27 protein-coding genes are annotated in these 26,325 nt (G+C 35.3%); 17 read left to right on the top strand and 10 right to left on the bottom strand.

Features of this window, described 5'->3' with window-relative positions; genetic code table 11:
- Nucleotides 1–301: 301 nt before the first annotated feature.
- Together QWY91_RS17005 and QWY91_RS17000 are read right to left on the bottom strand one after the other, a co-directional pair.
- The gene (locus tag QWY91_RS17005; protein ID WP_290236700.1) at nt 302–1,357 is read right to left on the bottom strand and encodes an RluA family pseudouridine synthase; all 1,056 of its coding nucleotides are present in this window, start codon (nt 1,355–1,357) and stop codon (nt 302–304) included.
- Complete coding sequence (locus tag QWY91_RS17000; RefSeq protein WP_290236699.1) at nt 1,357–1,977, bottom strand: PASTA domain-containing protein; 621 nt, start codon at nt 1,975–1,977, stop codon at nt 1,357–1,359. The genes QWY91_RS17005 and QWY91_RS17000 overlap by 1 nt, the downstream gene beginning before the upstream one ends.
- Nucleotides 1,978–2,083: 106 nt before the next feature.
- Here QWY91_RS17000 and QWY91_RS16995 point away from each other — a divergent pair, with 106 nt between their 5' ends.
- Nucleotides 2,084–3,058, top strand: a complete 975-nt coding sequence (locus QWY91_RS16995) for a D-alanine--D-alanine ligase (protein WP_290236698.1) — start codon at nt 2,084–2,086, stop codon at nt 3,056–3,058.
- A gap of 5 nt (nt 3,059–3,063) precedes the next feature.
- Here the strand turns inward: QWY91_RS16995 and QWY91_RS16990 are convergent, their stop codons facing one another.
- Nucleotides 3,064–3,621, bottom strand: a complete 558-nt coding sequence (locus QWY91_RS16990) for a hypothetical protein (protein WP_290236697.1) — start codon at nt 3,619–3,621, stop codon at nt 3,064–3,066.
- A gap of 123 nt (nt 3,622–3,744) precedes the next feature.
- On the opposite strand from QWY91_RS16990, the gene coaD reads away from it, so the two are divergent.
- Nucleotides 3,745–4,197, top strand: coding sequence for a pantetheine-phosphate adenylyltransferase (coaD, locus tag QWY91_RS16985; RefSeq protein WP_290236696.1), 453 nt, complete (start codon nt 3,745–3,747; stop codon nt 4,195–4,197).
- Between the two features lie 148 nt (nt 4,198–4,345).
- Here coaD and QWY91_RS16980 read toward each other — a convergent pair whose 3' ends face one another.
- Genes QWY91_RS16980 through QWY91_RS16970 form a run of 3 tightly spaced genes read right to left on the bottom strand, consistent with a single transcriptional unit; the run spans nt 4,346 to nt 8,524 of the window.
- Entirely contained in the window at nt 4,346–4,897 is a 552-nt protein-coding gene (locus tag QWY91_RS16980) for an HNH endonuclease (protein ID WP_290236695.1), read from the bottom strand.
- A 22-nt stretch (nt 4,898–4,919) separates the two neighbouring features.
- A complete protein-coding gene (locus QWY91_RS16975; protein WP_290236694.1) occupies nt 4,920–7,208 on the bottom strand; it encodes a TonB-dependent receptor in 2,289 nt (762 codons plus the stop codon).
- 26 nt (nt 7,209–7,234) lie between these two features.
- Entirely contained in the window at nt 7,235–8,524 is a 1,290-nt protein-coding gene (locus QWY91_RS16970; protein WP_290236693.1) for a PQQ-dependent sugar dehydrogenase, read from the bottom strand.
- Nucleotides 8,525–8,764: 240 nt separating this feature from the next.
- Between QWY91_RS16970 and QWY91_RS16965 the strand changes: the two genes are divergently transcribed.
- Nucleotides 8,765–10,516, top strand: coding sequence for a M14 family metallopeptidase (locus tag QWY91_RS16965; protein WP_290236692.1), 1,752 nt, complete (start codon nt 8,765–8,767; stop codon nt 10,514–10,516).
- Here the strand turns inward: QWY91_RS16965 and QWY91_RS16960 are convergent.
- Nucleotides 10,500–11,123, bottom strand: a complete 624-nt coding sequence (locus QWY91_RS16960; protein WP_290236691.1) for an NUDIX hydrolase — start codon at nt 11,121–11,123, stop codon at nt 10,500–10,502. The two genes, QWY91_RS16965 and QWY91_RS16960, sit on opposite strands and share 17 nt — an antisense overlap.
- Nucleotides 11,124–11,130: 7 nt before the next feature.
- Between QWY91_RS16960 and pyrE the strand changes: the two genes are divergently transcribed.
- The gene (gene pyrE, locus QWY91_RS16955) at nt 11,131–11,775 is read left to right on the top strand and encodes an orotate phosphoribosyltransferase (RefSeq protein WP_290236690.1); all 645 of its coding nucleotides are present in this window, start codon (nt 11,131–11,133) and stop codon (nt 11,773–11,775) included.
- Nucleotide 11,776: 1 nt separating this feature from the next.
- A complete protein-coding gene (locus QWY91_RS16950; RefSeq protein ID WP_290236689.1) occupies nt 11,777–12,166 on the top strand; it encodes an SRPBCC family protein in 390 nt (129 codons plus the stop codon).
- Nucleotides 12,167–12,232: 66 nt separating this feature from the next.
- On the opposite strand, the gene QWY91_RS16945 is transcribed toward QWY91_RS16950, so the two are convergent.
- On the bottom strand, nt 12,233–12,964 hold the full coding sequence (locus QWY91_RS16945) for a biotin--[acetyl-CoA-carboxylase] ligase (protein WP_290236688.1): 732 nt from the start codon (nt 12,962–12,964) through the stop codon (nt 12,233–12,235).
- Between the two features lie 93 nt (nt 12,965–13,057).
- Here QWY91_RS16945 and rsfS point away from each other — a divergent pair, with 93 nt between their 5' ends.
- The 6 genes from rsfS to QWY91_RS16915 all read left to right on the top strand — a co-directional run bounded on the left by rsfS (nt 13,058) and on the right by QWY91_RS16915 (nt 17,949).
- The gene (gene rsfS / locus QWY91_RS16940; protein ID WP_290236687.1) at nt 13,058–13,429 is read left to right on the top strand and encodes a ribosome silencing factor; all 372 of its coding nucleotides are present in this window, start codon (nt 13,058–13,060) and stop codon (nt 13,427–13,429) included.
- 21 nt (nt 13,430–13,450) lie between these two features.
- The gene (gene ftsH / locus QWY91_RS16935; RefSeq protein ID WP_290236686.1) at nt 13,451–15,493 is read left to right on the top strand and encodes an ATP-dependent zinc metalloprotease FtsH; all 2,043 of its coding nucleotides are present in this window, start codon (nt 13,451–13,453) and stop codon (nt 15,491–15,493) included.
- A gap of 100 nt (nt 15,494–15,593) precedes the next feature.
- Nucleotides 15,594–16,208, top strand: a complete 615-nt coding sequence (locus QWY91_RS16930) for an LUD domain-containing protein (RefSeq protein ID WP_290236685.1) — start codon at nt 15,594–15,596, stop codon at nt 16,206–16,208.
- 6 nt (nt 16,209–16,214) lie between these two features.
- Nucleotides 16,215–17,018: a phosphatidate cytidylyltransferase gene (locus QWY91_RS16925; RefSeq protein WP_290236684.1), complete on the top strand. Its 804-nt coding sequence runs from the start codon at nt 16,215–16,217 to the stop codon at nt 17,016–17,018.
- Nucleotides 17,008–17,658 (top strand): phosphatidylserine decarboxylase family protein, encoded by a 651-nt coding sequence (locus tag QWY91_RS16920; RefSeq protein ID WP_290236682.1) that lies wholly within the window; start codon nt 17,008–17,010, stop codon nt 17,656–17,658. Before QWY91_RS16925 ends, QWY91_RS16920 begins: the two co-directional genes overlap by 11 nt.
- A 15-nt stretch (nt 17,659–17,673) precedes the next feature.
- Entirely contained in the window at nt 17,674–17,949 is a 276-nt protein-coding gene (locus tag QWY91_RS16915; protein ID WP_290236681.1) for an acyl-CoA-binding protein, read from the top strand.
- A 229-nt stretch (nt 17,950–18,178) separates the two neighbouring features.
- Here QWY91_RS16915 and QWY91_RS16910 read toward each other — a convergent pair whose 3' ends face one another.
- Nucleotides 18,179–20,809, bottom strand: coding sequence for a valine--tRNA ligase (locus QWY91_RS16910; protein WP_290236680.1), 2,631 nt, complete (start codon nt 20,807–20,809; stop codon nt 18,179–18,181).
- 132 nt (nt 20,810–20,941) lie between these two features.
- On the opposite strand from QWY91_RS16910, the gene QWY91_RS16905 reads away from it, so the two are divergent.
- The 3 genes from QWY91_RS16905 to murB all read left to right on the top strand — a co-directional run bounded on the left by QWY91_RS16905 (nt 20,942) and on the right by murB (nt 23,710).
- Nucleotides 20,942–21,355 carry a DUF1573 domain-containing protein gene (locus QWY91_RS16905; RefSeq protein ID WP_290236679.1) on the top strand — a complete coding sequence of 138 codons (414 nt, stop codon included), beginning with the start codon at nt 20,942–20,944 and terminating at the stop codon, nt 21,353–21,355.
- Nucleotides 21,356–21,503: 148 nt separating this feature from the next.
- A complete protein-coding gene (locus tag QWY91_RS16900; RefSeq protein ID WP_290236678.1) occupies nt 21,504–22,697 on the top strand; it encodes a pyridoxal phosphate-dependent aminotransferase in 1,194 nt (397 codons plus the stop codon).
- A gap of 5 nt (nt 22,698–22,702) precedes the next feature.
- Complete coding sequence (murB, locus tag QWY91_RS16895) at nt 22,703–23,710, top strand: UDP-N-acetylmuramate dehydrogenase (protein ID WP_290236677.1); 1,008 nt, start codon at nt 22,703–22,705, stop codon at nt 23,708–23,710.
- Here the strand turns inward: murB and QWY91_RS16890 are convergent.
- A complete protein-coding gene (locus QWY91_RS16890; RefSeq protein ID WP_290236676.1) occupies nt 23,707–24,279 on the bottom strand; it encodes a fasciclin domain-containing protein in 573 nt (190 codons plus the stop codon). The two genes, murB and QWY91_RS16890, sit on opposite strands and share 4 nt — an antisense overlap.
- Before the next feature lie 132 nt (nt 24,280–24,411).
- Here QWY91_RS16890 and QWY91_RS16885 point away from each other — a divergent pair, with 132 nt between their 5' ends.
- From QWY91_RS16885 to QWY91_RS16875, 3 genes are read left to right on the top strand one after another with little or no spacing between them, the layout of a single operon-like run.
- A complete protein-coding gene (locus QWY91_RS16885; RefSeq protein ID WP_290236675.1) occupies nt 24,412–24,615 on the top strand; it encodes a membrane or secreted protein in 204 nt (67 codons plus the stop codon).
- 6 nt (nt 24,616–24,621) lie between these two features.
- The gene (locus tag QWY91_RS16880) at nt 24,622–25,725 is read left to right on the top strand and encodes a glycosyltransferase (RefSeq protein ID WP_290236674.1); all 1,104 of its coding nucleotides are present in this window, start codon (nt 24,622–24,624) and stop codon (nt 25,723–25,725) included.
- A complete protein-coding gene (locus QWY91_RS16875; RefSeq protein ID WP_290236673.1) occupies nt 25,716–26,285 on the top strand; it encodes an RNA polymerase sigma factor in 570 nt (189 codons plus the stop codon). Before QWY91_RS16880 ends, QWY91_RS16875 begins: the two co-directional genes overlap by 10 nt.
- Nucleotides 26,286–26,325: the final 40 nt, after the last annotated feature.

The raw sequence follows: 26,325 nt of genomic DNA, 5'->3' as shown, positions 1-26,325 counted from the left end.
TATCCGTAGTTTTTAATAATTGATATTTTCGTCATTCCGGACTTGATCCGGAATCTCATAGTAAATTAAAAGATCATGAAAATGAGACCCTTAATCAAGTTCAGGGTGACGACATCAAATTATTCAGAAAAAGAAATCATAAAACTGAACTATTTTATGATATAATTTAAAATCAAACTTCGAACATTTTCCGTTTATAAAGTAAAGATAAGCCTTCCTTTACCGAAAATAAAAAAGACCTTCAATTACTTATTTATAAAGCAATAGAAAGGTCTTGTTCTATAGAATTCAGCTATAAAATTTACAGCATTTCTTTTTGATTTCTGGCGTAATTCTGCCATTTTTCAATAGCACCAACCAAATCCTCTGGCAAGTCTGAATTAAAGCTCATCCACTCCCCTGTCTTGGGATGTGTAAAGCCCAAAGTCTTTGCGTGTAAAGCCTGTCTTGGTAAAATCTTAAAACAGTTTTCTACGAATTGTTTATACTTTGTAAAAGTTGTTCCTTTTAAGATACGTTCACCACCATAGCGTTCATCATTAAAAAGTGTATGACCAATATGCTTCATATGCACTCTAATTTGGTGTGTTCTTCCGGTTTCTAATTTACATGCTACCAAAGTCACATAACCAAAACGCTCCAACACTTTAAAATGAGTTACTGCTGGTTTTCCTTTTTCAGCTTCATCACCGTCGTAAACGGTGTTTTGTAATCTATTTTTTGGATGTCTCCCGATGTTTCCTTCTACAGTACCTTCATCTTCTTCAACATTGCCCCAAACCATCGCTACATATTCTCGCTCACTCGTTTTATCGAAAAACTGTTTTGATAAATGCGCCATAGCTTGTTCGGTTTTTGCAACCACTAAAAGTCCGCTAGTATCTTTATCTATTCGATGTACCAAACCTGGGCGATCACTACTATTATTAGGAAGATTTTCAAAATGATAAATAAGGGCATTTATCAAAGTTCCGCTATAATTTCCATGGCCAGGATGCACTACCATTCCGGCTGGTTTATTAACCACTAATAAAGTATCGTCTTCGTAAACAACATCAATTGGGATATCTTCCGGAGTAAGTAAAAACTCGTAAGGTGGATGCTCAAACATCACCTGCACCACATCGCCGGCCTTTACTTTATAGTTTTGTTTTACCGCAATATCATTTACATAAATATTACCGTCCTTCGCTGCTTTCTGAATTTTATTACGAGTTGCTTTCTCGATATAATTCATTAGGTATTTATCTACACGAAGTGGATTTTGACCTTTCTCTGCTGTAAACTTATGATGCTCGTAAAGCGTTTCATCATTTTGTTCTTCCAGCTCGTTATTTTCTTGTGGGTGTTCGCTCATTAAAAGTCAAATTGATCTTCGTCAGTATTTTCTTCAGTTTCGGTACTATCTACCGTAGGGCGTCGGTAATTGCCTGATCCATCTCCTAAAACAAGATCGATCTTAGAGGTCTTCATCAACTCATCCCCTACTTCGATTAGTTTTCCATTATGTCGAAGCTCTAGAACGGCATCTTCGGCGATATCTGGCTTATAAGTTACTTCACCAATTTCGAAGCCTAAAGATTTCAACGTAGGTTCTGCTTGTCTTCTTGTTCTACGTATTAAATCTGGGATAACTACTTTTCTATAGCCCGATGGATTTAACGTCAGATAAATTTTCCGATTTTCCTTTACATAATTACCAGCTCTGGGAACTTGTTCGATAACAGAAAATCTTGGATAATCTGGATTGAAATTCGCTGAATCTAAAATCTCATATCGAAGATCCATTTCATCTAATCTGGTCTCCACTTCGCTAAGGGACATCTCTGCCAAATCGGGAACTTCTAAACGTTCTCCCTGGTTAGTTGTGTGCTCTAGCCACTGCATGGCCAAAAATGTTAGAACTACAACAAAAATAATTGCTAGTACAAGCTGAATTAAAAATGTTTTGCTAAAAATGAATCTGAACAATCCCATATATTTACAAAATAAAAAGCAAAGATATAAAAACGCCTTGGTTTTGGTGACACCCTTTTTTCGTGATATTTTTGTTTTAAACGCAGCTTAGCATTAGATATTGAGTATGAAGAAAAAAATTGCCATCGCAATGGGCGGTTTCTCTAGCGAATACCGCATTTCTATAAATAGTGGTAACATGGTTTACCAGAATTTAGATAACAGCATTTATGAAGCTTACCGAGTTCATATTTCAAAAAATGAATGGTTTGTCGTTGCTGCAGATGATACTCCCTATCCTATAAACAAAAGTGATTTCACGGTTAAAATTGATGGTGAGATTATAAAATTTGACTGTGTTTTTAATACAATACATGGTACACCTGGTGAAAATGGTCTATTACAGGCCTATTTGGAATTATTGAATATTCCTCAAACAGCAGCCGATCATTACCAATCTGCTTTAACTTTTAATAAAAGAGACCTGATAAGCGTTTTAAAGCCCTACGGAATAAAATGCGCTAAAAATTTCTTTTTGAATAAAGAAGATGTTTTGGATGTAGATGTTATTGTAGATACCGTCGGACTTCCCTGCTTTGTAAAAGCAAATCGTGCCGGTAGTAGCTTCGGAATCACAAAAGTGAAGCAAAAAGACGAATTATACAGAGCTGCCCAAAATGCATTTCAGGAAGATGATGAAGCTATAATTGAATCCTTCTTAGACGGCACTGAAGTTTCTGTAGGTGTAATTACATATAATGGTGAAGCTTTGGCTTTACCGGTAACTGAGATTGTTTCAGAAAACGAATTCTTCGATTATGAAGCTAAATATCTAGGGAAATCCCAAGAAATTACACCAGCAAGAATTTCTGAAGAAGACACAAAAAAGGTTCAGGAAATCGCTAAACTGATCTATCAGAAATTAAAAATGAAAGGATTTAGTAGATCTGAATTCATATTCCATAACGGAGAACCGCATTTTATTGAGATGAATACCACACCCGGACTCAGCCAGGCAAGTATTTTACCTCAGCAAGCAGCAAAGGCTGGAATTTCTTTAAAAGAATTATATGGTAGCGCCATCGAAGCTGCTTTAAGCTAAGATTCTTAAAAATTGTAACCGATTTTTAGATCTAATGTCGCTGTAGTACCACTATTTCTAGTATCATCTAAATTTATCCGATATCCTAAAGGTCCTACAGCAATTTCAAAACCAAAATGCTGGCCAATATTACGTTTAATTCCCCATTTTGGTATAAATGCGATCGTATTGGTCACAGCAACATTATCGTGATTTGATATCGTAAATAAATCAGGATGCAAACTTGTTTCTAAACTTAGGAAGTTGGCCCCGTTATTCCAGGTTCTTCTTCCCTTATCTGCACGCTTTTTTAAATTATAATACCAGCGTGGCTCTATCGTAATTGTTGGAGTGAAAATATAATTGAATGTATTGGAGTAACTGGAACCGCCCCATATCCCTGCATTAAAACCAATTTCTGATCGTAGGGTTAATTGGTCTGCCAATCGCAGCTCGTTATATCCCCAAATCCCTAGAAAGCCAGTTTGTACGCCAAACAATGATTCTTCTACAGAGGATTTTTGGGCATTGGCAATGGAACTTCCTAAAACCAGAAATAAAAATAATGTGATGATTCTGTTCATTTTTTGATTGATTTCTCTATTGAGCGGCGCTAATATAAAAAAATAACGCTTACCTCTATAACCCAAAATAAGATTTTGTGGTTTTCATTATTTATAAGACCTTAGTATTTCAATCTATTTTCCATGAGAAGAGCTGTATTTCCGGGATCTTTTGATCCTATTACTTTAGGCCATGTAGACATCATTGAAAGAGGATTACCTCTTTTCGATGAAATAGTCCTGGCCATTGGCACCAATAGCAGTAAAAAGTATCTATTTTCTTTAGAAAAGCGATTAAAGTTTCTTGAGAAAACTTTCAAGAACGAACCTAAAATAAAGGTTACTACTTATAAAGGACTTACGGTTGACTTCTGTAAGGAGATAGATGCGAAGTTTTTGCTACGCGGATTAAGAAACGGTATTGACCTTGAGTTTGAGAAATCTATTGGGCAAACCAATTACAAAATGGAAGGTATAGAAACGGTATTTCTTATTGCTTCCTCTGGCTTAGAGCATATTTCTTCTACAGTAGTTAGAGATGTGATGCAACACGGCGGAAAATATCAATTTATGGTGCCAGATGTAGTTAGTAGTTAGTAGTTAGTAGTTAGTAGTTAGTGAATTTACGATTTCAGACTTTATGCCGAAATGAAAAGCTTTTTAAAATTACTGCTAAAACCCTACAATATCAAATCCCAAAAATCTCTTTTCTATTTTCTATTCTCTAACATCTAGAATCTAATCTCTAATACTCCCTTACGTGCCCCCAGTTTTCTCCGGTTTTGATTCGATACAATTGCATTTCTGAAATACCGAATTGCTTGGCGATCATTTTTAATCGTGTTCGGCGATTGGGATCAAAGATTTTTCGCTTAATAAATTTCACCTTCGTTTCCGTCAATTTTGCATGACTCGGCAGTTTTCTAACAATATTCTTATTTTCGGGATTACTAAACTGGTGAATTTCTTTTTCCCGCTTAGTAGCCCATTGTAAATTTTCTAGACTATTATCTTTTTTATCATAATTAAGATGAATTACAAAACGTTGTCCTTCCTTTCGTTCCAAAAAATGTTCAGCCATTAATTTATGCACGTATCTTGAAGACCAGGAACCAGATTTCAGTCTCGTGCGTATCGCTTGATAACCATTCGTGTAGGTTTTTTTCTGAAGAAAATCTCTATCCTCTCTTATTCGAATTAATCGTCCAAAATTTGAAATCTTATAGCTTTCATTCTCTGATATTCCATCATCAAATTCCACATCTTTCCATTCTTCATTATAATAACTTCTAATCATAGCGCTTTTAATATTAGGTCATTTAAAACAAATAATTAACTGCCAGGCCTGTAAAAAAATTACGAGGATATCCCGGGTAATAATATCTAGGTTGCGCACCGCCAAAACCCACTGCATTAGGCAAAACACTGGCTGCGTAATGTTCATCAAAAACGTTGTTTAATCCGCCGTAAACATTTAGTTGCAAATCTTCAATAATGTTGAATGTATAAGCAGCTTTAATATTCACCAAATTGTAAGCATCACTATATAACGCATTAGCATCGTTAAGCGGAATTTCTCCTACATTTCGATACAAAGCATTAAAACTGAAACCAAATTCAGTATTTAGATCCAGTCCCGCGTTAATGGTATGCTTTGGCACTCCGGGCAACTCGTTACCTGAATAATCTACTTCTTCATTTACAAAACGATCGAATTCAAAAAAATTGAATGCGGCATTTACAAAAGGACTTAACTGCCAGTTTTCAGCTAACGGAATTGTATATTTTCCGAAGAATTCAATTCCGTTGTGATCAGATTTACCCGCGTTAATTCCTACGTATCTATCTTCTGCAACTCGCTGTGCTACTAAAAGATTCCTTACCTGAATGCTATACACAGAAACTTCAGTATACAATCTATTATTTAACCAATTCCCTTTAAAGCCTATTTCGTAATTAAAGCCACTTTCTGCTTTTAGATCTGTATTTATCTGTCCTTCCGGAGTTAAAGTTTCAGCGACTGTCGGCGTAGAAAACCCATGGCTTAGAGAGGCATAAAGATTTTTATCTTCGGCTACTTCATAAGACAAACCTAATCTTGGTGAAAATACCGCATCAAACGTATAATTTCCGGTTTGATTGGTGGCATCTTCAGCATATAAATCGTCCAGACTATAGCCGGTGGTATTAAAATTTATTCCTGCTTCCAGCAATAACTTCTCGGTCAAATTCATATTTAACTGCGCAAAGAAATTGGCATAATGACGATCCTGTTCGTTATTACTTAATCGCGCTCCTCTTACACTACCAATATTATCAAAATCTTCATATAAATTTTCAAAAGTTCCGGTCTCATACCACTCGTTATAATATTGCGCACCAAAGCTTATTTCTGAAGGTAAATTAAAAATAGCCGTAGAAAGACTAAAATTGGTTCGTGCTCCGGCAGAAAGTCGTTCTTCTTTCAAAATATCAAAAGGTCTGGGTTCATAGCCATTTCTGAAACTTAAAAACACACTGGTTTGATTCGTGAAATTTTCAGAAATGTGATGTTGATAGCTAACACCTAATAAACCGCGATCGTAACTTTCATACCCTTTCGCAGCCCCCCAAGTATAAGCCGCAGTTTCAGGATCGTTTAAAAAATCATCTTCATTTATCGAACTTGGAATATAGGCCTTCAGTTTAACGAAATTCGCTAAAAACGACAGGCTATTTTTTTCTGAAGTAAGCAGTTTAGCATTTACCAATCCAGATTTTCTATCGTAAGCACCATTTTCCCGCCATCCATCGCTTTGCACGTGATTGTAAGTCGCAAAAACTGAAGTTTTCTCTCCGTTAATAGAAACAACATCAGATTTCTTCCAGGTATTGTAACTCCCGCCCTGTACTTTAACGCCAACTCTACTTTCATTTTTGCCGGGATCTGCCGAATATAAGTTTATGGAACCACCCAAGCCGGCACCGTAAATACTACTTGTAGGTCCTTTTATTACCTCAACGCGTTCTAAAGATTCTTGATCGATATCATCCAATGTTAACGAACCTTCTGCTGTTGCAAGCGGAATTCCGTCAAAATATGCCTGAATTCTATTGGTAGAATATTGCGCTCTAGATCCAATCCCACGAATAGTTATTTTATTGGTATTTAAAGCTCCCTGATTTACATAAACACCCGGAACATAATTGAGATTGCCTACAAAATTTACTGCATCGGTCCTTTTAAGATCGGCTTTTGATAATAAACTTACCGCCGCCGGAGTCTGCTGCAATTCAGTAGGAATTAGCGTACTTCTTAATTTTACTTCGGAAAGAGATTCGCTCGACGGGCTCAAATAAATCTTTAAATCTGAATCACTTTCTTCAAATCTTCTTGCAATTCTTACAAATCCAATACTACTGAATTTTAAAACGATCGGAAAATCTATATTTTCAATGGTAAAAAAACCGTCGCTATCTGAAATAGCAACAACTTTTGAAGCTGCTATGATGTTTACATCTGCAATACCTTCAGAAGTTGTTGAATTTAAAATCTGTCCTTTTAGTTCTTGACTAAAAGTTTGTTGAGCACTAATTATTAAAATTAGTGTAATAATTATTTTTTTCAATACTTACTTTTTAAAACGAAATTATTTTATTCCGCAGAAACTCTCCAAACGACACCTCCATTATCATCGTTTACTAATAAATCTCCGTTTGGTAAAGTTGTAACTCCTACGGGGCGTCCATAAACCTTACTTCCGTCATCGCTAGCAATAAAGCCGGTTAAGAAATCTTCTGGTTGTTGTGGTTTTCCGTTTTCGTCAAAAGGAATAAAAATCACTTTGTATCCTGCAAAATTAGAACGATTCCAAGAACCATGTTGTCCTACAAATGCACCATTTTTATAATGTGCCGGGAATTTATCTTTATCATAAAAAGCAATCCCTAAAGAAGCGGTGTGAGAACCAACCGGTACATCTGGAATAATTGCTTTTTCAACCATATCGTTATGTGGTTCTTTATGCCATCTTGGATCTTTTATATCACCATAATAGGAATATGGCCAACCGTACCAGCCGCCTTGTTTTACGCTTGTCACGTAATCTGGAACTAGATTATCACCTAATTTATCACGTTCGTTAACTGCTGCCCAAAGCTCCCCAGTTATAGGATTATAATCTACCCCAACCGGATTTCTAAGTCCCGCTGCAAACACCACTTCGTTAGAACCATCAGGATCCATCATTAGCACATTTGCTCTTCTTTTTTCTTTTTCCATGCCGTGTTCTCCTGCGTTACTTGAAGAACCTACAGTTACCACTAATTTTTTACCATCTTTACTGGCAATTAAATTTCGTGTCCAATGGTGATTGTAACCACCAGCAGGCAATTCTTTTACCATTTCTCCTTTACCTTCAAGAGCAGTCATTCCATCTTTGTAAGACCATCTTTTAATCGCATCTACATTAGCAACATAAAAATAACCGTCTAAGATTAGCATTCCGTAGGGCTGATTAAGATCTTCCGCAAAAACAAATCGCTCTTCCGGCTTACCGTCTCGATTAGCATCTCTTAAAAGTGTAATTCTATTCGCGCTCTTTTTCGCATCATCACTTTCAACTACAAAAATATCTTTCCTGTTTGGAGCTACATAAGATCTTCTTGGATGATCCAGACCTTCAGCAAACTTAGAAACAGTAAAGCCTTTTGGTGCTACTGGCATTTTTCCTTCTGGCCAAGGCACTATTTGGCTGTTTTTTTCTACAGACTCCGAAGAATATGGAGAAGGCAATTCCAGTGAACCAACAGTTGTCTCTACCGTTACAGATGGTTGATCTGCCAATTCTTTTTTCTTTTTCTTACTTAAATTTTCCTGCATTTGTGCAAATCCAGAAAAACCGATAAAGGTTAGTAAACCTACACTTATAATTTTCTTTTTCATGTTCTTAGCATTTTTCCCTAAAATAATCGGAAATACGGCTACGGGAAAATCAATAGCAATGATTAAGTATAGTTTAACAGCGAAAAGCTATTAGATAAAATATTTTGTGAAAAATAAAGCCGGAAACCTTCAAATTGAAGGTCTATTTCTTCAGTGAACCCCATTAAAAAGTTCCTAAAGTAGTAGCTTCAACTTATTTTAAGTAAGTTTACAGCCTATTTTTTGTGTTAGTATTTATCTATGGAAAGACTTCTTTTCTTCAGCTTAATAATTATTGTCTTTAGTTCCTGCGATTTTTCGAAATATCAGCTTGAGGACGAGTATGATTTTACCACTCGTTTTGAAAAATCTAAAGGAAAAGAAACCGATATTTATCCTAATGTAATTCAGTTTTACGAAGATCTTTCCAAAGTTTATTCTTCAGTACAATTAAAGGCGTTTGACACTACCGATAGCGGAGAACCTTTACATCTTGCTATTTATAATCCAGATTCTCAGTTTGATATTGATAAAATTAAAGAAGACAAGAGTGTCTTATTAGTGCTTAATGGCATCCATCCCGGGGAAAGTGATGGTATCGATGCGACAATGATGCTTTTTAGAGATTTGGCGCAAGATTCTATAAAAATTCCAGAGAATGTAGTGTTAGCAACCATTCCCGTCTATAATATTGGTGGAGCACTTAATAGAAATACTTCCTCAAGAACCAACCAAAATGGGCCAAAAGCTTATGGCTTTAGAGGAAATGCTCGTAACTATGATCTAAACAGAGATTTTGCTAAAGCAGATACTAAAAATGCTCGTGCTTTTTATAAAATATATCATTATTTAGAGCCTGAAGTTTTTATAGATAACCATGTAAGTAATGGTGCCGATTATCAATATGTTTTAACCCATCTTTTCACTCAGCACAATAGATTAGGCGGCGATATTGGCAAATATCTAGATGAAACCATGATGCCCGCTTTAGAAGATTCTCTAAAAAAGAAGAATCTTGATATTACACCTTACGTAAATGTTTTTAATGAAGTGCCTGAAAAAGGATTTTCTCAATTTGTAGATTATCCTCGTTATTCTACTGGATATACTACCATGTGGAATACTTTAGGAATGATGGTAGAAACCCACATGTTAAAACCTTACGATAAACGTGTTTATGGTACTTACGAATTAATGCGTTCGATGATTGCTTTTACAGATAATCAATCTGAAAAGATCAAACAATTACGTGCCGCTGAAAATAAAAAATATCTTACCAAACGTTGGTATCCCATACATTTTAAACCAGACATGGAGAATCCTAGTAAACGAAAGTTCAAAGGATATGAAGGAGAAATGATACCGAGTGAGGTTACTGGAGGTGATCGTCTAAAATATGATCGCAAAAAGCCCTTTACTAAAGAAATTGAGTATTACGATAATTTTGTTGCTGAAGACCGCGTCGATATTCCAAGAGCTTACGTGATTCCGCAGGCTTGGTGGAACGTGGTTGAACTTTTAAAGTTGAATAAAATTACAATGAAGCCTTTTGAAAAAGATACAACTTTGTATGTTCAGCGCTATAAAATTGAAAATTACGAAACAGGAGAATCGGCTTACGAGGGGCACTACATGCACAAAAACACTGAGGTTTCTGCAAGAATGGATTCTGTTTCTTTTAGAAAAGGAGATTATTATGTAAGCACGTTTCAGGATGGCGCTCGCTATTTGCTAGAAATGCTAGAACCAGCTGCTGAAGATTCGTTTTTTAACTGGAATTATTTTGATACCGTGCTTCAGCAAAAGGAACATTTTTCACCTTATGTTTTTGAAGATATTGCCAAAGAATTATTAGATGATAATCCAAGTTTAAAGGCATCGTTTGAAGAAAAGAAAAAGGAAGATCCCGACTTTTCTAAAAACTGGTATGCGCAATTAGATTGGATTCATAAACATTCTAAGTACTACGAATCGGCACACATGCAATATCCGATTTTTAGGATTCCACGTTAATTTTTGGAGCAGGAATTTCTTCTTCCTCAAATAACAATTTGATATTTGCATAGGAATTTTTCAGGGCTTTTTCAGCCTTTTTTGGGCTTTTCCATTTCACCTTTTCAATCCCTTCTTTTTCCTGCGGAATAAGTTTCCCATCGAAATCACTACTCATGTTGTACCAGTAGGTTTCTTTAAGCTTGAATTTTCCTTTCCGCTTAAAAATATGATAGGTTGTTCGTAGAAAACTAGTAATTTCTAATCCTGAAATTGCAGTTTCTTCTTCTACTTCTCTTATCGCACATTCTTCAATACTCTCTCCTTTTTCAATCTTACCCTTTGGCAAGTCCCACTTATCATTTCTATAAATAAAAAGTATTTCTCCTTTAGTATTATATACCTTTCCACCGCCCGCTATTACCGGCTTTATCTTCTTCCGTAGAAATTTAAGTAACTTTTCTTCCTTTTTATGATAAAGGTTCACATGAGTAATTTTCCCTTTATTAATTTTTCTAATTAAACGTTTTAATCGTACGGTTTTGATGGAATAGGTTTTATACTCACCTCCTAAATCTTTATTTGTAGAAAGAATTATCGGGGTATCATTCACAAAAACTTTATACATTTGCAGTATGATTTTAAATAAAGAAACAGCAATAAAAACTGCTGAAGTATTATTGCAAATTAAAGCAATTAAATTAGAACCACAAGAGCCATTTACATGGGCCAGTGGATGGAAGTCTCCTATTTACTGCGACAATCGTATCGTATTATCTTATCCTTTGATTAGGAATTTTATACGAGAAAATTTCGCTAAACAGGTAGAAGAAATTTATGGAAAACCAGATGTGATCGCAGCGGTAGCAACCGGTGCTATTGGCATAGGAATGCTCGTTGCAGAGTATCTAAGTCTTCCATTTGTGTATGTACGCCCCGAGGCTAAATCTCACGGAAGAAAAAACCAAATTGAAGGTAATCTTGAGGCTGGCCAAACTGTGGTGGTAATTGAAGATCTTATTAGCACAGGAGGAAGTAGCCTAAATGCTGTTAAAGCGCTTAGAGATAGCGGTGCCAATGTAAAAGGCATGCTTGCAATATTCTCCTATGGTTTTGATATCGCAAAAGAGAACATTGAAAACGCCAATCTTGATGTTCACACTTTAAGTAATTACGACTTTCTTATCGATACAGCGCAACGCACTAGTTATATTCAAGAATCTGAAGTTGAAATATTAAAAAGCTGGAGGAAAGATCCGGCAAATTGGAGTCCGCAATAATATGAATTTAGAAAGCCCAAAAGTAACTGCTAGTAAAAGTAAGCAAGAAATGTATAATTTCCTGACTAATGTTGAGAACTACGATCAAATTATGCCTAGTAGTAAGGAAAAATTTGAGGTGAAATCTTCTGAAAAATTTATTTTTCAACTTAAAGGAATGCCAGAAATTGCATTGAAAATTGTGAATACCGACGAACCTAATTTGGTGGTTTTAGGTTCTGGATCAGATAAATTTCCTTTTACCTTGAGTATTCATATCGATGAAGCTGGAACAGGCAGCGCAGTTCAGTTATTTTTCAATGGTGAATTTAATGCGATGATGGCCATGATGGTTAAAAGTCCATTACAGAAATTCATCAATAGCTTAAGCGAAAATATTTCAAAATTATAAATCGTTATTTTTCGATCAAATTAAATAACAGCTGCTTCGAAATTGTATATTTTGAAGCAGTTTTTTTTAGTACATCAATTTTACTTCTTTCAAATCGAAAGTTCTAAAAACAGCGTCTTCAACTTCGACATTTAAAAGTCCCTGGGTGGTCACTCCGCGTATAATTCCGCTAAAATATTCGCCATTTGACCACTGGAAAGTAGAAACAACATCTTTTTTAAACATTAGCGAAGCATATTCTTCAAGTATTAAGGTTTCTGTTTCTGCGGAAAGTAATTCAAGCTTCGCAGATAATTCTTCTAAAATTTCAGCTAAAACCTCTTCGAGATTAAAGTTTTCACCGGTTTGCAATTTCATTGAAGAAGCCTGCTTTAAATCACCAAAATCATCTTGGTTCACATTTAAGCCAATTCCGATTACACTAGCCGCGATGTCAGTATGCTTTAAAATATTTTCGATTAAAATGCCGCATATCTTAAAATTTGCTGACATAATGTCGTTAGGCCATTTTACCCGTAATTTGGGAACATAAAACTTATCAAGAACCTTTATTATCGATAACGATACCACCGCGCTTAACAAAAAATGATGGTTTACCGTTACCTTAATTTTAGGATAAAGCAAGCTGAATGTTAGATTTTTGCCAGCACTTACATTCCAAATTGCTCCTCTTTGCCCCTTGCCATTCGTTTGAAAACGAGCTGAAACACATACCGGCTCGAAAGTGGAATCACCTGTATAATATTGCTTCACGAAGTCGTTTGTAGAGGGGATGGCATCAACTTTGATTATACGCATAATAGACTAATGAAAAGATTGTCGCTAAATGTTGTGTTAAGTAGGTCTATAAAAAGCCAAAAAAACATAACTTTGCGTAAATAAATAAATTTAATGACGAAAAAAGAAACAAACAACGATCAACTTATAGCACATATCATTAAGGGAATTGAAGATGTAAAGGGAAATGATATCGACATCCTCGACTTAAGAGAGATTGAAAATACAGTTTGTGATTATTTTGTTATCTGCAACGGTACTTCCAACACACAGGTAAACGCCATAGTAAATTCCGTTCAAAAATCTGTAAGCAAAGCTTTAAAAGATAAACCTTGGCATATCGAAGGTAGCGAAAATGCTGAGTGGGTTTTGATGGATTATGTAAATGTGGTTGTTCATGTATTCCAGAAACACATTAGAGAGTTTTACGACATCGGAAGTCTGTGGGGTGATGCGAAGATCACGTCGATCGAAACAAAATATTAATTATTTAGAAGAAGACCAAGAATGGCTAAAAAGCAATCAAATAAAAAAATAGATCCTAAAAAACCTAAGTTTAGTGCGTATTGGATATATGCAGTTATCATATTGGTGTTTTTAGGAATTAACTTTTTTGGAGGAAATAGTTTTAATGAATCATCGAAAATTACTCCTCAACAGTATATGAACTACCTTTCTGAGGGAGACATAGATAAAACAGTAGTAATAAATAGATCGATCGCCAAGGTATATCTTACCGATGAGGCTAAAGAAAAGGCTATCCACAAAAAAAGTGGAGAATCTGATTTCTTAAGTACTGGTGGAGGTCCAGATTACAGCTTTCAAATAGGAAGTTTAGAGAAATTTCAGGAAGATATAGATACTATTGAGAAAGAAGATAATGTAGATGCTGAACTTAGCTTCGATAGCGACAGTAATGTTTGGGGAGATATTCTAATTACGCTTCTTCCATTCGTACTGATCATCGGTATTTGGATTTTCATTATGCGTAAAATGAGTTCTGGTGGCGCAGGAGGTGCCGGTGGACAGATTTTTAATATTGGGAAATCTAAAGCAAAATTATTCGATCAAAATACAGATGTGAAGACTTCTTTTAAAAATGTTGCCGGACTTGAAGGCGCTAAAGAAGAAGTTCAGGAAATTGTAGATTTCCTTAAACAGCCAGAAAAATATACCAGCTTAGGTGGTAAAATTCCAAAGGGAGCTCTTTTAGTAGGACCTCCGGGAACTGGTAAAACCTTATTAGCTAAAGCCGTTGCCGGTGAAGCTAAAGTACCTTTCTTCTCTCTTTCAGGATCAGACTTCGTAGAGATGTTTGTTGGAGTTGGAGCTTCTAGAGTTCGTGATTTATTTAAACAAGCTAAAGAAAAATCTCCTTCAATAATTTTTATTGATGAGATTGATGCTATTGGTCGTGCTCGTGGGAAAAGTAATTTTTCAGGTTCTAATGATGAACGTGAGAATACCTTAAACCAACTATTGACTGAAATGGATGGTTTTGGAACAAACACTAATGTAATCGTTATTGCAGCAACCAACCGTGCTGATGTTTTAGATAAAGCCTTAATGCGTGCTGGTCGTTTTGACAGACAAATTTATGTAGACCTTCCAGATCTTAATGAAAGACGTGAGATCTTTGAAGTACATTTAAAACCACTTAAGAAAGTTGCAGAAGAGCTTGATACCGAATTCTTAGCTAAGCAAACTCCAGGTTTCTCTGGTGCAGATATCGCTAATGTTTGTAATGAAGCTGCGCTTATCGCTGCTAGAAAAGGTAACAAGGCGGTTGGGAAACAAGATTTCTTAGATGCGGTAGATCGTATTGTTGGAGGTCTTGAAAAGAAAAATAAGATCATTACTCCAAATGAGAAAAAAGCAATTGCTTTTCATGAAGCTGGTCACGCAACAGTAAGTTGGATGTTAGAACATGCTGCTCCACTTGTTAAAGTTACCATTGTACCACGTGGACAATCTTTAGGAGCTGCATGGTATTTACCTGAAGAACGTTTAATCGTTAGACCAGAACAGATGTTAGACGAAATGTGCGCCGCTCTTGGTGGACGTGCAGCAGAAAAAGTTATTTTTGATAAAATCTCTACCGGAGCTTTAAGTGATCTTGAAAAAGTAACTAAACAAGCGAAAGCGATGGTTACTATTTACGGTCTTAATGAGAAAGTAGGAAACCTAACTTATTACGATTCATCTGGCCAAAGTGAATACAATTTCACAAAACCATATAGTGAGAAAACTTCAGAGCTTATTGACAAAGAAATTTCTAATTTAATTGAAAGTCAATATCAAAGAGCTTTAGATCTATTAACTGAGAACAGAGATAAACTTACTCAGCTTGCTGAAATTTTATTAGATAAGGAGGTTATCTTTAAAGATGATTTACAAAATATCTTTGGAGAGCGTCCTTTCGGGAAAGATACTTCTCATTTAAATGAGGTTAGAGAAAGCGAAGAATCTGCTCCATCTACTTCAAATCCAAGTACACCTGCACAATCAAGTAATGAAGGAATCGCAAATAATCCTTCATTAGATAAATAAAATTTAGATCAACTGCTAAAAAATCTTAATTTACGTAAGCGTTAAATTAAGATTTTTTACCTTTGGTTAAAATGATGTTTACAACCACACCCAAAACTATATGAATCTATTTAGAAGATTCTTAAACCCTAATAAATCTAAATCAGATAAAGATCAGGATACTCCTGATAAAGCTGATCGTGGGAAGTATATGCCTGAGGTAAAACTCCCTACCGACGAGCGTTTTATGCTGAATTTTAAAAATAACGGGGGTAAATTTTTGTATTGTGAAGATGAGGCTGAAATTCAAGAAGCCTTTGATAATATTCTTTTAGAAAACGATTGGTACGAAAAGCAGTGTTGTTGCTTTGATGAAAATCTAAAAAATAAATTTGATAGTTTCAATTTAGATTTTAATTTATCTGCAAACGCTCCCTTTTTTCTTTCTACTTGCGAATATCTAATTGCCAATGATGGATCTATTTTAATTTCCAGCAACCAGATAAAAGAGCGCAAACTTAGAGAGTTACCGGCAGATTTTATTATCTTATCTTCAACAAGCCAACTAATAGACACCATTGGTGAAGGTTTGCGAGGTATTAAGTTTAAAAATAAACAACGAATCCCTTCAAATATCACCACCATTAAGAATTTTGAACCACAGAAAGAAAGTGACTTTATGAGCTACGGTAGCAGTAGTAAAAACTTGTATTTGCTTCTTCTGGAAGATCTTTAATATTTTATGAAGGAAGCGATAATAAGAACAGTATCAGGATTACTATATATATCAATATTAGTAGCCTCTATCCTTTCTTCAGAATTAATATTTATTGGTCTTTTCTATATCCTTGGGCTCATTTGCTTAATTGAAATGCAAAAATTATTGCATTTAAAAAGCTACGCATTATATGGTGTACAAGCCTTACTATTTTATCTTTTTAGTTTTTTAAAGTTTGACCAAAATGCCACTTTAATTCTCTTGGCAGTTACCATATTTGTAAATCTATTTTTAGTTAAAGATTTACTTGTTATTCGAAAAATACCGGTTTTCGAAAAGAAAAAATATATTATTATAATATTCTATCTTATTTCTTCAGTTATATTTTTAACGCTCATTCCTACTATCGATGGAGAGTTTAAACCGAAGTTAGTTGTAGGGATATTTGGCTTAATTTGGACTAACGATACTTTTGCCTATATTGTAGGTAAGAACTTCGGTAAACGTAAATTATTTGAAAGAATATCTCCTAACAAGACTGTTGAAGGCTTTATTGGAGGAATAATATTTACCGCAATTGTAAGTTATTTTATAGCAGATTATACTGCATTTTTAAATCCGATAGACTGGGTTGGTTTAGCTATTTTCATCAGTGTTTTTGGTACTTTAGGTGATCTAATTCAATCTAAGTTTAAACGTCAGGCAGGCGTAAAAGATAGCGGAAACTTGATGCCGGGGCACGGTGGCTTGTTTGACCGATTAGATAGTATTATTTTTGCCGCCCCATTTGTCTATGCTTACTTATACCTTTTAAATTATGTTTCATAAAGAAGGCTACAAAATCATGGCTATTACTGCAGTTTCACTGATAGTAATAAACATTGGTTCTTATTCGTTAATAAATCAATACTGGATTAAGTTTGCCATTTTAGCGGCATCCATACTTTTCTTTGTATTAATTGTACAGTTTTTTAGAAATCCAAGCCGACAAACAGCTTTAAATGACAACAATGTTGTTGCTCCTGTAGATGGCAAGGTTGTAGTTATAGAAGAGGTTTTTGAGAAAGAATTTTTTCAGGAAAAGAAACTGCAGGTAAGTATTTTTATGTCTCCGCTTAACGTGCATGTAACAAGACATCCTGTTGGAGGAAACGTGAAATACAGCAAATATCACCCAGGTAAATTTTTGGTAGCATGGCATCCGAAATCCAGCGAGGAAAACGAAAGAACAACCGTTGTTGTAGAAAATCCTGTAACAGGACCTATCTTATATCGTCAGATAGCTGGAGCTTTAGCTAAGCGAATAGTAAATTATGCTGAAGAAGGGAATGAGGTAGTACAGGGAAGTGATAGTGGATTTATTAAGTTTGGCTCTCGTGTAGATGTATTTTTACCTATTGGCACTCCGTTAAAAGTTGCATTAAATGAAAAAGTAAAAGGCGGAATTACCGTTATTGCTGAAGTTTAATTTTATGTTTTAGTTATGCCTGAAAGTAACAGGAACCGTTTTTTGAAAGCCTACGAAATAGCCAGCAATACCAACAAAAAATTGCCTCCAGATATCATGCTTCACTTCTACTCTTATTACAAGAGAGCAACAGAGCAAAATGGTTTTTACATCCCACCTTCAGACGGTGGAGATCTTAGAAGTGCTTTCAAGATAAATGCGCTATTTCAGGTAAAAAATCTGACTAAAGAAGAAGCCGAGCAAAGATATATTGACTTAGTCGAAGAGCACATTGGCAAAGTTCCTGAATAGAGATTTGAGATAAATAAAAGTCTGAAGGTTATAAGACCTATTTCGATAAATTTTTTCTCAACAATTTCAGGATTTGAAAAATCAAGCTTCTATTTCCCTCTTTTAATTTCTTAATCAATGCTTCTCATTTCTAGTAATGCAGTTACGTGGTCTTTTCAGTAAAATACTCCCAACAAAAAAGCCCCACTAGATAGTGAGGCTCATATTGATAATTGATTTTATTCCCTTGTTATCTCAAACTCGCTAAACTAGCTTTTAAGGCTTCGATTTTAGCTTCAGCATCAGCTTTTTTAGCTTTTTCAATAGCAACTACTTTCTGTGGTGCATTATTCACAAAGCGCTCGTTAGAAAGCTTTTTATCTACAGATTTAAGGAAACCTTCAGTATATTTTAATTCCTCTTCTAATTTAGCAATTTCAGCTTCTACATCTATTGCTCCTACTACCGGAATAAAGTAATCGTTAGATTTTACACGGAATGATAAAGCACCTTCAACCTGCTCGTTTACATATCCCAGATTTTCGATATTCCCCATTTTAGAGATTACCTGATCAAATGAATCGGAAACATTATCGTTATTCTGAATTTTAAGATCGATCGTATTTTTAAACGCGATGTTCTTATCGGTTCTAATTTTTCTGATTCCAGAAATCACTTCAGAAGCAAAAGAAAATTCACCAATCATCTTTTCATCATAAGTAGTTTGCTCTGGCCATTTTGCCACAATCAAAGCTTCCTTGGGAGTACGTTCGCTAATAGTTTGCCAGATCTCTTCGGTAACAAAAGGCATAAAAGGATGCAGTATTCTTAAGTTATCTTCTAAAATAGCAATAACCGCATCAAATGTTTTCTTATCGATTGGTTGCTCGTAACCAGGTTTCACCATTTCTAAAAACCAGCTACAGTAATCGTCCCAAATAAGTTTATAAGTTCCCATTAAAGCATCACTAATTCTATATTTAGAATAGTGATCTTCAATTTCTGCTAAGCTTTTCTGAAATTTTGCTTTATACCAGTCGATCGCTATTTTTGAAGTTTCCGGTTGTTCTATTTCTTCTGAAACTTCCCATCCCATCACTAAACGAAAGGCATTCCAAATCTTATTGCTAAATCCACTACCCTGCTTACAAAGATCTTCATCAAACATCAAATCATTACCGGCAGGAGAACTTAGCAACATTCCTACCCGTACACCATCGGCGCCATATTGATCGATCAATCCAAGTGGATCTGGTGAATTCCCTAAAGATTTAGACATCTTACGACGTTGTTTATCTCTAACAATTCCTGTTAAGTAAACGTTTTTGAATGGTCGTTCACCACGATATTCGTAACCTGCAATGATCATTCTTGCTACCCAGAAAAATAAAATTTCTGGAGCGGTTACTAGATCATTGGTAGGATAGTAATAGTTTATTTCTTTATTTTCTGGCTCTAGAACTCCGTTAAAAACACTCATTGGCCATAACCAAGAAGAAAACCAGGTATCTAACGCATCCTTATCCTGAGTAAGATCTTCTGCAGTTAAAGCTGAGTTTCCAGATTTTTTCTGTGCTTTTTTAACGGCATCCTCAAGCGATTCAGCAACTACAAAATCGTTTGTACCATCACCAAAGTAATATGCCGGGATTTGATGTCCCCACCATAATTGGCGAGAAATATTCCAATCGCGTACATTTTCCATCCAGTGGCGGTACGTGCTTAAGAACTTTTCTGGCACTAAATTTATATCATCACCAACAACAGCGTCTATAGCTGGCTGGGCTAAATCTTTCATTTTCAAAAACCACTGGTCGCTCAGTTTTGGTTCGATTACCGCGCCGGTACGTTCACTGGTTCCCACTTTATTGGTGTGCTCTTCAGTTTTTACTAAAACTCCAGATTCCTTTAATTCAGTAACAATTTCTTTTCTAACTACAAATCGATCTTTACCAGCATAATGCATTCCGAAGTCATTAAGCGTAGCATCATCATTAAAAATATCGATGATTTCAAGATTATGCTTATCTCCTAGCATTTTGTCATTCTCGTCGTGAGCCGGAGTTACTTTTAAACAACCTGTACCAAATTCTAGATCTACATATTCATCTTCGATGATGGGAATTACTCTTCCGCAGATCGGCACAATTGCTTTCTTACCTTTTAGATGAGTAAAACGCTCGTCATTAGGATTTATACAAATGGCAGAATCTCCAAGGATAGTTTCAGGACGGGTGGTGGCAATAGTTACTACCTCATCACTACCTTCAACTTTATAATTAAGATAATATAAGTGGCCCTGCTTTTCCTGGTAAATTACTTCTTCATCAGACAATGTAGTTTTGGCTTCAGGATCCCAGTTTACCATTCTAAAACCTCGGTAAACCAAACCTTTTTCATGAAGATCTACAAAAACTTTAATTACAGAGGCAGACATGTCGTCATCCATCGTAAACTTAGTACGATCCCAATCACAAGAAGCTCCTAACTTTTTAAGCTGATCTAGAATAATACCACCATGTTTATGTGTCCATTCCCAGGCATGTTCCAAAAACTCCTCACGAGAAAGATCATTTTTACTAATGCCCTCGTTCTTAAGTTTAGCCACCACTTTCGCTTCTGTAGCGATAGAAGCATGATCTGTACCCGGTACCCAGCACGCATTAAATCCTTTTAAACGAGCTCTTCTCACCAAAACATCCTGAATAGTATTATTCAGCATGTGCCCCATATGTAGGACTCCTGTTACGTTTGGTGGCGGGATAACAATAGTATAAGGTTCTCTTTCGTCTACCTCTGAATGGAAATACTTATTATCCATCCAGTATTTATACCATTTATCTTCTACTTTATTTGCGCTGTATTGTGAAGCGATTGCCATAATTGGTCTAATTTTTGAAAATAAAAGCAAAAGTAATTATAAGTGAAGGAATTTAAAAGAAGTTGAATTGAATATAATTTTTGAACCTATTGCAATTCAGTGTATATTTACTATTCCGATAAATTTTGAATTATGAAAAAACTAGTTTTAATTACCGTTTTGGCATTTGTAGGATTTAATTCTGCCGTGGCGCAAAAAGCCGCAAAAATGCAATTTAAGTCTGAAACTATAGACTATGGTGAAATAAAAAAAGGAAGTGATGGCGTTCGTGTATTTGAATTTACAAATACTGGCGATATCGATTTGGTTATAAAAGATGTAACTTCTAGCTGTGGTTGCACGATACCTACAAAACCAGAGAGCCCTGTAAAACCTGGCGAAACTGGAAAAATTGAAGTAAAATACAACACAAATATTCCTGGACCTATAAGAAAAACAGTCACAGTATATTCTAATGCTGAAGAACCTACCAAAGCTTTAAAGATTAAAGGAAGGGTTTTGGATGATGGGAATACAGATGACAGCGACGAAACAGACACCAAATAAACGCTTAAGATTTTATACAAACTCCCTTCTATAGGGAGTTTTTTTATGCTTTTATTTTTCGAAGTTAACATCTCTTAAATTTCAACAAATCCTCCCAGTATTCTTACTTTAATTTTGCATTTTTGCATCAAACATAAATTGCTAAATAATGCCTTCTATTTCTAAAAAAGGGCTCAGCATGCCCGAATCTCCGATAAGGAAATTAGTACCATTTGCAGAAGCTGCAGCCAAAAAAGGTAAAAAGATTTACCAGCTCAATATAGGACAGCCAGACATTAAAACTCCGGAAGCTGCCATGCAGGCCGTAAAAGATAATAACATTGAAGTATTATCGTACAGCCATTCTGCAGGGTTTGCAAGTTACCGGGAAAAACTAGCTAAATATTACGAAAGAAATGACATTCATGTTGTTTCTGAAGATATTATTGTAACTACTGGTGGCTCTGAAGCGCTATTATTTGCGATGGGGACCATTACCGATACCGGAGATGAAGTGATTATTCCTGAACCATTTTACGCGAATTATAATGGTTTTGCAGTTTCATCTGGAGTTAAAATTGTACCTATAGAATCTTCTATAGAAAATAACTTTGCATTACCTCCAATTTCTGAATTTGAACAATTAATTACAGAAAACACAAAAGCCATACTTCTTTGCAATCCCGGTAATCCAACCGGATATTTATATACTAAAGAAGAAGTGCAGCAAATTGCCGATCTTGCTTTAAAACACGATCTTTTTGTTGTTGCCGATGAAGTGTATCGTGAATTCACTTACGATGGTGTGAAGCATAATAGTATTATGAGTATTCCAGAATTGGCTAACAACGCAATTATGGTCGATTCGGTTTCTAAGCGTTTTAGCATGTGTGGTGCACGTATTGGATGCTTAGTTTCCAAAAACAAAGACGTAATTACCACGGCAATGAAATTTGCGCAAGCAAGATTAAGCCCGCCAACTTTAGCACAAATTGCTAGTGAAGCGGCTTTGGATACGCCACAGGAATATTTTGAAGAGGTAAACGAAGAATATACATTACGAAGAAATATTCTTGTAGAAGGTCTTGAGAAAATGGAAGGCGTAAAAGTCGCTAAACCAAAAGGAGCATTCTATTGCATCGCAGAACTTCCTATAAAAAGTGCAGATGATTTTGCACAATGGCTGTTAGAAGATTTTGAATACGAAGGTGAAACAGTTATGGTTGCTCCTGCTGCCGGTTTTTATTCTACACCAAACACAGGGCTAAATCAGGTTCGTATTGCCTACGTCCTTAAAAGAGAAAATCTGGAACGCGCGCTAGAGATTTTAGAAGTAGCGATTAAAGAATATACCAGTAAATAAAACACATGAAGGTTATCCACAATGTTTCTTTAAAACCGTATAACACTTTTGGAATTGATGTTAGAGCAAATAAATTCATCAAGATCCGAACTATAGAAGGTTTAAAGAAAATCTTAAGGAAAACCTATGCTGAAGAACTTTTTATCCTTGGCGGTGGCAGCAATATGCTTCTAACCGATGATATTTCTAAAACCGTGCTCCAAATTCGTTTAAAAGGAAAACAAGTTCTAGAAGAAAAAGATAATTATGTAATCATAAAAGCTCATGCTGGTGAAAACTGGCATGAGTTTGTTTTATGGACACTTAAACAAAATTTTGGAGGATTAGAAAATCTTTCGCTTATCCCGGGAAATGTAGGCACCTCGCCTATCCAGAATATTGGTGCTTATGGAGTGGAACTTAAAGACACTTTTGTTTCCTGTGAAGCCATAGATATTCAGACTTTAGAGACTAAAACTTTTTCTTTAGAAGATTGCGAGTTTGATTATCGAAATTCAGTTTTTAAAAACAAACTGAAAGGGCAATACATTATTACAAGCGTAAACTTTAAGCTGAGCACAAAAAACCATCAACTTAAAATTGATTACGGAGATATCAAATCTGAATTAAAACAGATCGAAAACCCCAAAATAACCGATATTTCTAATGCTATCATCCGAATTCGAGAAAGTAAACTCCCAAATCCAGCTGAGATTGGTAATTCTGGAAGCTTTTTTAAAAATCCCATTATTTCTACGGAAGCTTTTAAAAATTTACAACAAAAATTCCCTGAAGCTCCTAGTTACAAAATCAGCGAAAACGAAGTTAAGGTTCCTGCTGGATGGCTTATAGACCAAGCGGGTCTAAAAGGTTATCGCGATGGCGATGCCGGCGTACATAAAAAACAGGCATTAGTTTTAGTGAATTATGGAAATGCCAGCGGTAACGATATTTTAGAATTATCGAAGAAAGTTAGAGCTGTTGTCAAAGAAAAATTTGGGATTGATCTGGAACCGGAAGTGAATATTATTTAATTATTTACTTCAATTTTATAGAGGTAACCATTTGAAGCTTCAGTATATTTTTCAACTTTCATAAAGTCTCCACTTAAAGTTTTTAAATAGATTCCGTCTTCCTTTTCAGCAAATTGAAGGGTAGAACCAAGACTATTCTCTAGAAAAAATTCGCCTTTATTTTCACCAATTTCAGCTTTTAGGTCTTCATAAGAAAAAGAACTATTCAGTATATAATATTTAGCGAATTCAGCAGTCTCTTTATCATCAAGATTATCAACTTCAGAACTTTCTAAACTGCCGTTTGTTGGAATAAAAACGGTATAAGGCCCATGATTCTCCAGTAAATTTGTGGCTAAATCAGCTTTCTGAAGTAAAAAATGAAAGTCAGTAAATTCTGCATTCTCGGCAATTAGTACAGCTATGCTTCTTGATTCTTGCAGCTCTTCATTTTGCTGCTCCTGGCGCTCATCAGCAACACTTTCCTCCTCTTCTACTTCTTCAACAACAATTTCATGTTGATGTTGCTTCATTTTCTTGCAACCAAGCAAGGAGAAAAACACTACAAAAAGAAATAAAATATTTTTCATATCATTAAATTACAGCAGCTTGAGTTTTAGCTGCGGTAAAAGTTCGTTAAATATTGTAAAGCATTTACTAAACGTCCGACTTATTTTAAATAAAAGCGAATAATTCGTATTTTTGCAAAACAAGATGTAATTATGGAACTATTTATCATAACAGCGGTTTTATTAGGATTAGCTTTTGCGGGTATTGCAATTAAAATTTGGGCAAAAAAGGATGGTGAGTTTGCAGGAACTTGTGCCAGCCAAAGTCCGTTTTTAAATAAAGAGGGCGAAGCTTGTAGTTATTGCGGAAAGATGCCTGAAGAAAAATGTAAAAATCCACAACAACAGACCAATTAATGCTGAATGGCAACAGTTCTATTTGCCCTGTTTCTTCTATTAGCGGCAATTAATATTGGGTACTTTTTAGCTTTTTTTAGTTTCTCTGGATCAGAATCCTCTGAAGCTTATGCAACTTCATTTCCGGTTTCCGTGATTGTTTGTGCAAAAAATGAAGCTCTAAATCTACAAAATTTCCTTCCTTCTATTTTAGAGCAGGACTATCCAAATTTTGAGGTGATCGTTATTAACGATGCTTCTTCAGATAATACATTAGATATTATTGAAGAATTTCAGCAAATAGATCCTCGTATAAAAATGGTCAATGTTGTAAATAACGAAGCCTTTTGGGCCAACAAAAAGTACGCCCTCACATTAGGAATCAAAAAAGCACAAAATGACCATCTTATCTTTACAGATGCCGATTGTGCACCACAATCCATACACTGGCTGCAGCACATGGCTTCGGGTTTTTCAGATGAGAAATCTATCGTGCTGGGCTACGGTGGCTATTTTCAGTATAAAAAATCGTTTATCAATAAACTGATTCGGTTTGAAACGCTTTTAACAGCCATCCAATATTTTTCTTACACCAAACTTGGCAATCCCTATATGGGCGTAGGGAGAAATTTAGCCTATACTTCTAAACAATTTTATAAACAAAAAGGCTTTGCATCGCACTTACACGTTCGATCGGGCGATGATGATCTTTTTGTAAACGAGGCAGCAACTAGTAAAAATATCTCTATTTGCGATCATGCCGAAAGTATTACCAGAAGCGTTCCCAAAACCAGTATTATCGATTGGTTTCGACAAAAAAGACGACACGCATCTGTTGCGAAATTCTACAAAACAAAGGATAAACTTTTATTAGGTGCATTTTATACCACAAGACTATTTTTTTGGACATTGCTCGTAATCCTATTAAGTCTGAAAATTTACTGGCAGTTTGTTTTAGGTGTCTTGGGACTTACGCTAATTATTGAAGGTATTGTATATTTTCAATCGGCTAATAAATTAGATGAAAAAGATCTAATCTGGCTTTTCCCTATTTTAGAACCTTTTCTTATCCTATCGCAATTAGGTATATTTATTGCAAATACTATTTCAAAACCTTCACATTGGAAGTAAACCAAGCGCTTTTATTACAAAAAATCCAGGAAGCTAAAAAAGGAAGTCAATCGGCTTTTAATTACTTGCTCGATCAATTTTGGAATAATGTATATGGATTTCAGCTTAAAAAAACTCAAAATGAGTATGAAGCTGAAGATATTACTATTCAGACTTTTTCAAAAGCTTTTAAACGGCTTGAAACTTTTGATGAAAATTATTCGTTTAGTACCTGGCTTATCGCTATCTCTAAAAATATTCATGTAGATATTCTTCGGAAGAAAAATAGTCAGTTACGCATGAATACTATTTCTGAAGATACTGAAAAAGTAAACACGATTGTTGACGAAACACCTTCAATTGAAGATAAGTTAATTACTGAACAGAATTTAGCGCAGCTACTTCAGGACATAAAAAAGCTTAAACCCCATTATCAAGAAGTTTTGAATCTTCGTTTTTTTCAGGAAAAATCCTATAAGGAAATCTCAGAATCTTTGGGAGAGCCTATGAATAACGTAAAGGTTAAATTATTAAGAGCCAAGAAATTACTTTCAGAAATTATAGAAGATCGTAAAAACTAATTAAGGTTCTTAAACTATCAACGTCTAATTATGCTATTAG

This window comes from Zunongwangia endophytica, from assembly GCF_030409505.1.
Lineage (GTDB): Bacteria > Bacteroidota > Bacteroidia > Flavobacteriales > Flavobacteriaceae > Zunongwangia > Zunongwangia endophytica.
Note: the sequence above shows the minus strand (reverse complement) of the source record. Positions and strands in the feature narration are given on the sequence as shown.

What these genes read in the sequence shown, in the direction of transcription:
- QWY91_RS16885 (WP_290236675.1), top strand. Translation starts at nt 24,412, where the DNA reads ATGGAACTATTTATCATAACAGCGGTTTTATTAGGATTAGCTTTTGCG.
- QWY91_RS16880 (WP_290236674.1), top strand. Translation starts at nt 24,622, where the DNA reads ATGGCAACAGTTCTATTTGCCCTGTTTCTTCTATTAGCGGCAATTAAT.
- QWY91_RS16905 (WP_290236679.1), top strand. Translation starts at nt 20,942, where the DNA reads ATGAAAAAACTAGTTTTAATTACCGTTTTGGCATTTGTAGGATTTAAT.
- QWY91_RS16910 (WP_290236680.1), bottom strand. Translation starts at nt 20,809, where the DNA reads ATGGCAATCGCTTCACAATACAGCGCAAATAAAGTAGAAGATAAATGG.
- QWY91_RS16995 (WP_290236698.1), top strand. Translation starts at nt 2,084, where the DNA reads ATGAAGAAAAAAATTGCCATCGCAATGGGCGGTTTCTCTAGCGAATAC.
- QWY91_RS17005 (WP_290236700.1), bottom strand. Translation starts at nt 1,357, where the DNA reads ATGAGCGAACACCCACAAGAAAATAACGAGCTGGAAGAACAAAATGAT.
- QWY91_RS16920 (WP_290236682.1), top strand. Translation starts at nt 17,008, where the DNA reads ATGTTTCATAAAGAAGGCTACAAAATCATGGCTATTACTGCAGTTTCA.
- QWY91_RS16950 (WP_290236689.1), top strand. Translation starts at nt 11,777, where the DNA reads ATGAATTTAGAAAGCCCAAAAGTAACTGCTAGTAAAAGTAAGCAAGAA.
- QWY91_RS16945 (WP_290236688.1), bottom strand. Translation starts at nt 12,964, where the DNA reads ATGCGTATAATCAAAGTTGATGCCATCCCCTCTACAAACGACTTCGTG.
- QWY91_RS16925 (WP_290236684.1), top strand. Translation starts at nt 16,215, where the DNA reads ATGAAGGAAGCGATAATAAGAACAGTATCAGGATTACTATATATATCA.
- QWY91_RS16980 (WP_290236695.1), bottom strand. Translation starts at nt 4,897, where the DNA reads ATGATTAGAAGTTATTATAATGAAGAATGGAAAGATGTGGAATTTGAT.
- QWY91_RS16960 (WP_290236691.1), bottom strand. Translation starts at nt 11,123, where the DNA reads ATGTATAAAGTTTTTGTGAATGATACCCCGATAATTCTTTCTACAAAT.
- rsfS (WP_290236687.1), top strand. Translation starts at nt 13,058, where the DNA reads ATGACGAAAAAAGAAACAAACAACGATCAACTTATAGCACATATCATT.
- pyrE (WP_290236690.1), top strand. Translation starts at nt 11,131, where the DNA reads ATGATTTTAAATAAAGAAACAGCAATAAAAACTGCTGAAGTATTATTG.
- murB (WP_290236677.1), top strand. Translation starts at nt 22,703, where the DNA reads ATGAAGGTTATCCACAATGTTTCTTTAAAACCGTATAACACTTTTGGA.
- QWY91_RS16915 (WP_290236681.1), top strand. Translation starts at nt 17,674, where the DNA reads ATGCCTGAAAGTAACAGGAACCGTTTTTTGAAAGCCTACGAAATAGCC.
- QWY91_RS16970 (WP_290236693.1), bottom strand. Translation starts at nt 8,524, where the DNA reads ATGAAAAAGAAAATTATAAGTGTAGGTTTACTAACCTTTATCGGTTTT.
- QWY91_RS16900 (WP_290236678.1), top strand. Translation starts at nt 21,504, where the DNA reads ATGCCTTCTATTTCTAAAAAAGGGCTCAGCATGCCCGAATCTCCGATA.
- QWY91_RS16890 (WP_290236676.1), bottom strand. Translation starts at nt 24,279, where the DNA reads ATGAAAAATATTTTATTTCTTTTTGTAGTGTTTTTCTCCTTGCTTGGT.
- QWY91_RS17000 (WP_290236699.1), bottom strand. Translation starts at nt 1,977, where the DNA reads ATGGGATTGTTCAGATTCATTTTTAGCAAAACATTTTTAATTCAGCTT.
- QWY91_RS16930 (WP_290236685.1), top strand. Translation starts at nt 15,594, where the DNA reads ATGAATCTATTTAGAAGATTCTTAAACCCTAATAAATCTAAATCAGAT.
- QWY91_RS16965 (WP_290236692.1), top strand. Translation starts at nt 8,765, where the DNA reads ATGGAAAGACTTCTTTTCTTCAGCTTAATAATTATTGTCTTTAGTTCC.
- QWY91_RS16990 (WP_290236697.1), bottom strand. Translation starts at nt 3,621, where the DNA reads ATGAACAGAATCATCACATTATTTTTATTTCTGGTTTTAGGAAGTTCC.
- coaD (WP_290236696.1), top strand. Translation starts at nt 3,745, where the DNA reads ATGAGAAGAGCTGTATTTCCGGGATCTTTTGATCCTATTACTTTAGGC.
- ftsH (WP_290236686.1), top strand. Translation starts at nt 13,451, where the DNA reads ATGGCTAAAAAGCAATCAAATAAAAAAATAGATCCTAAAAAACCTAAG.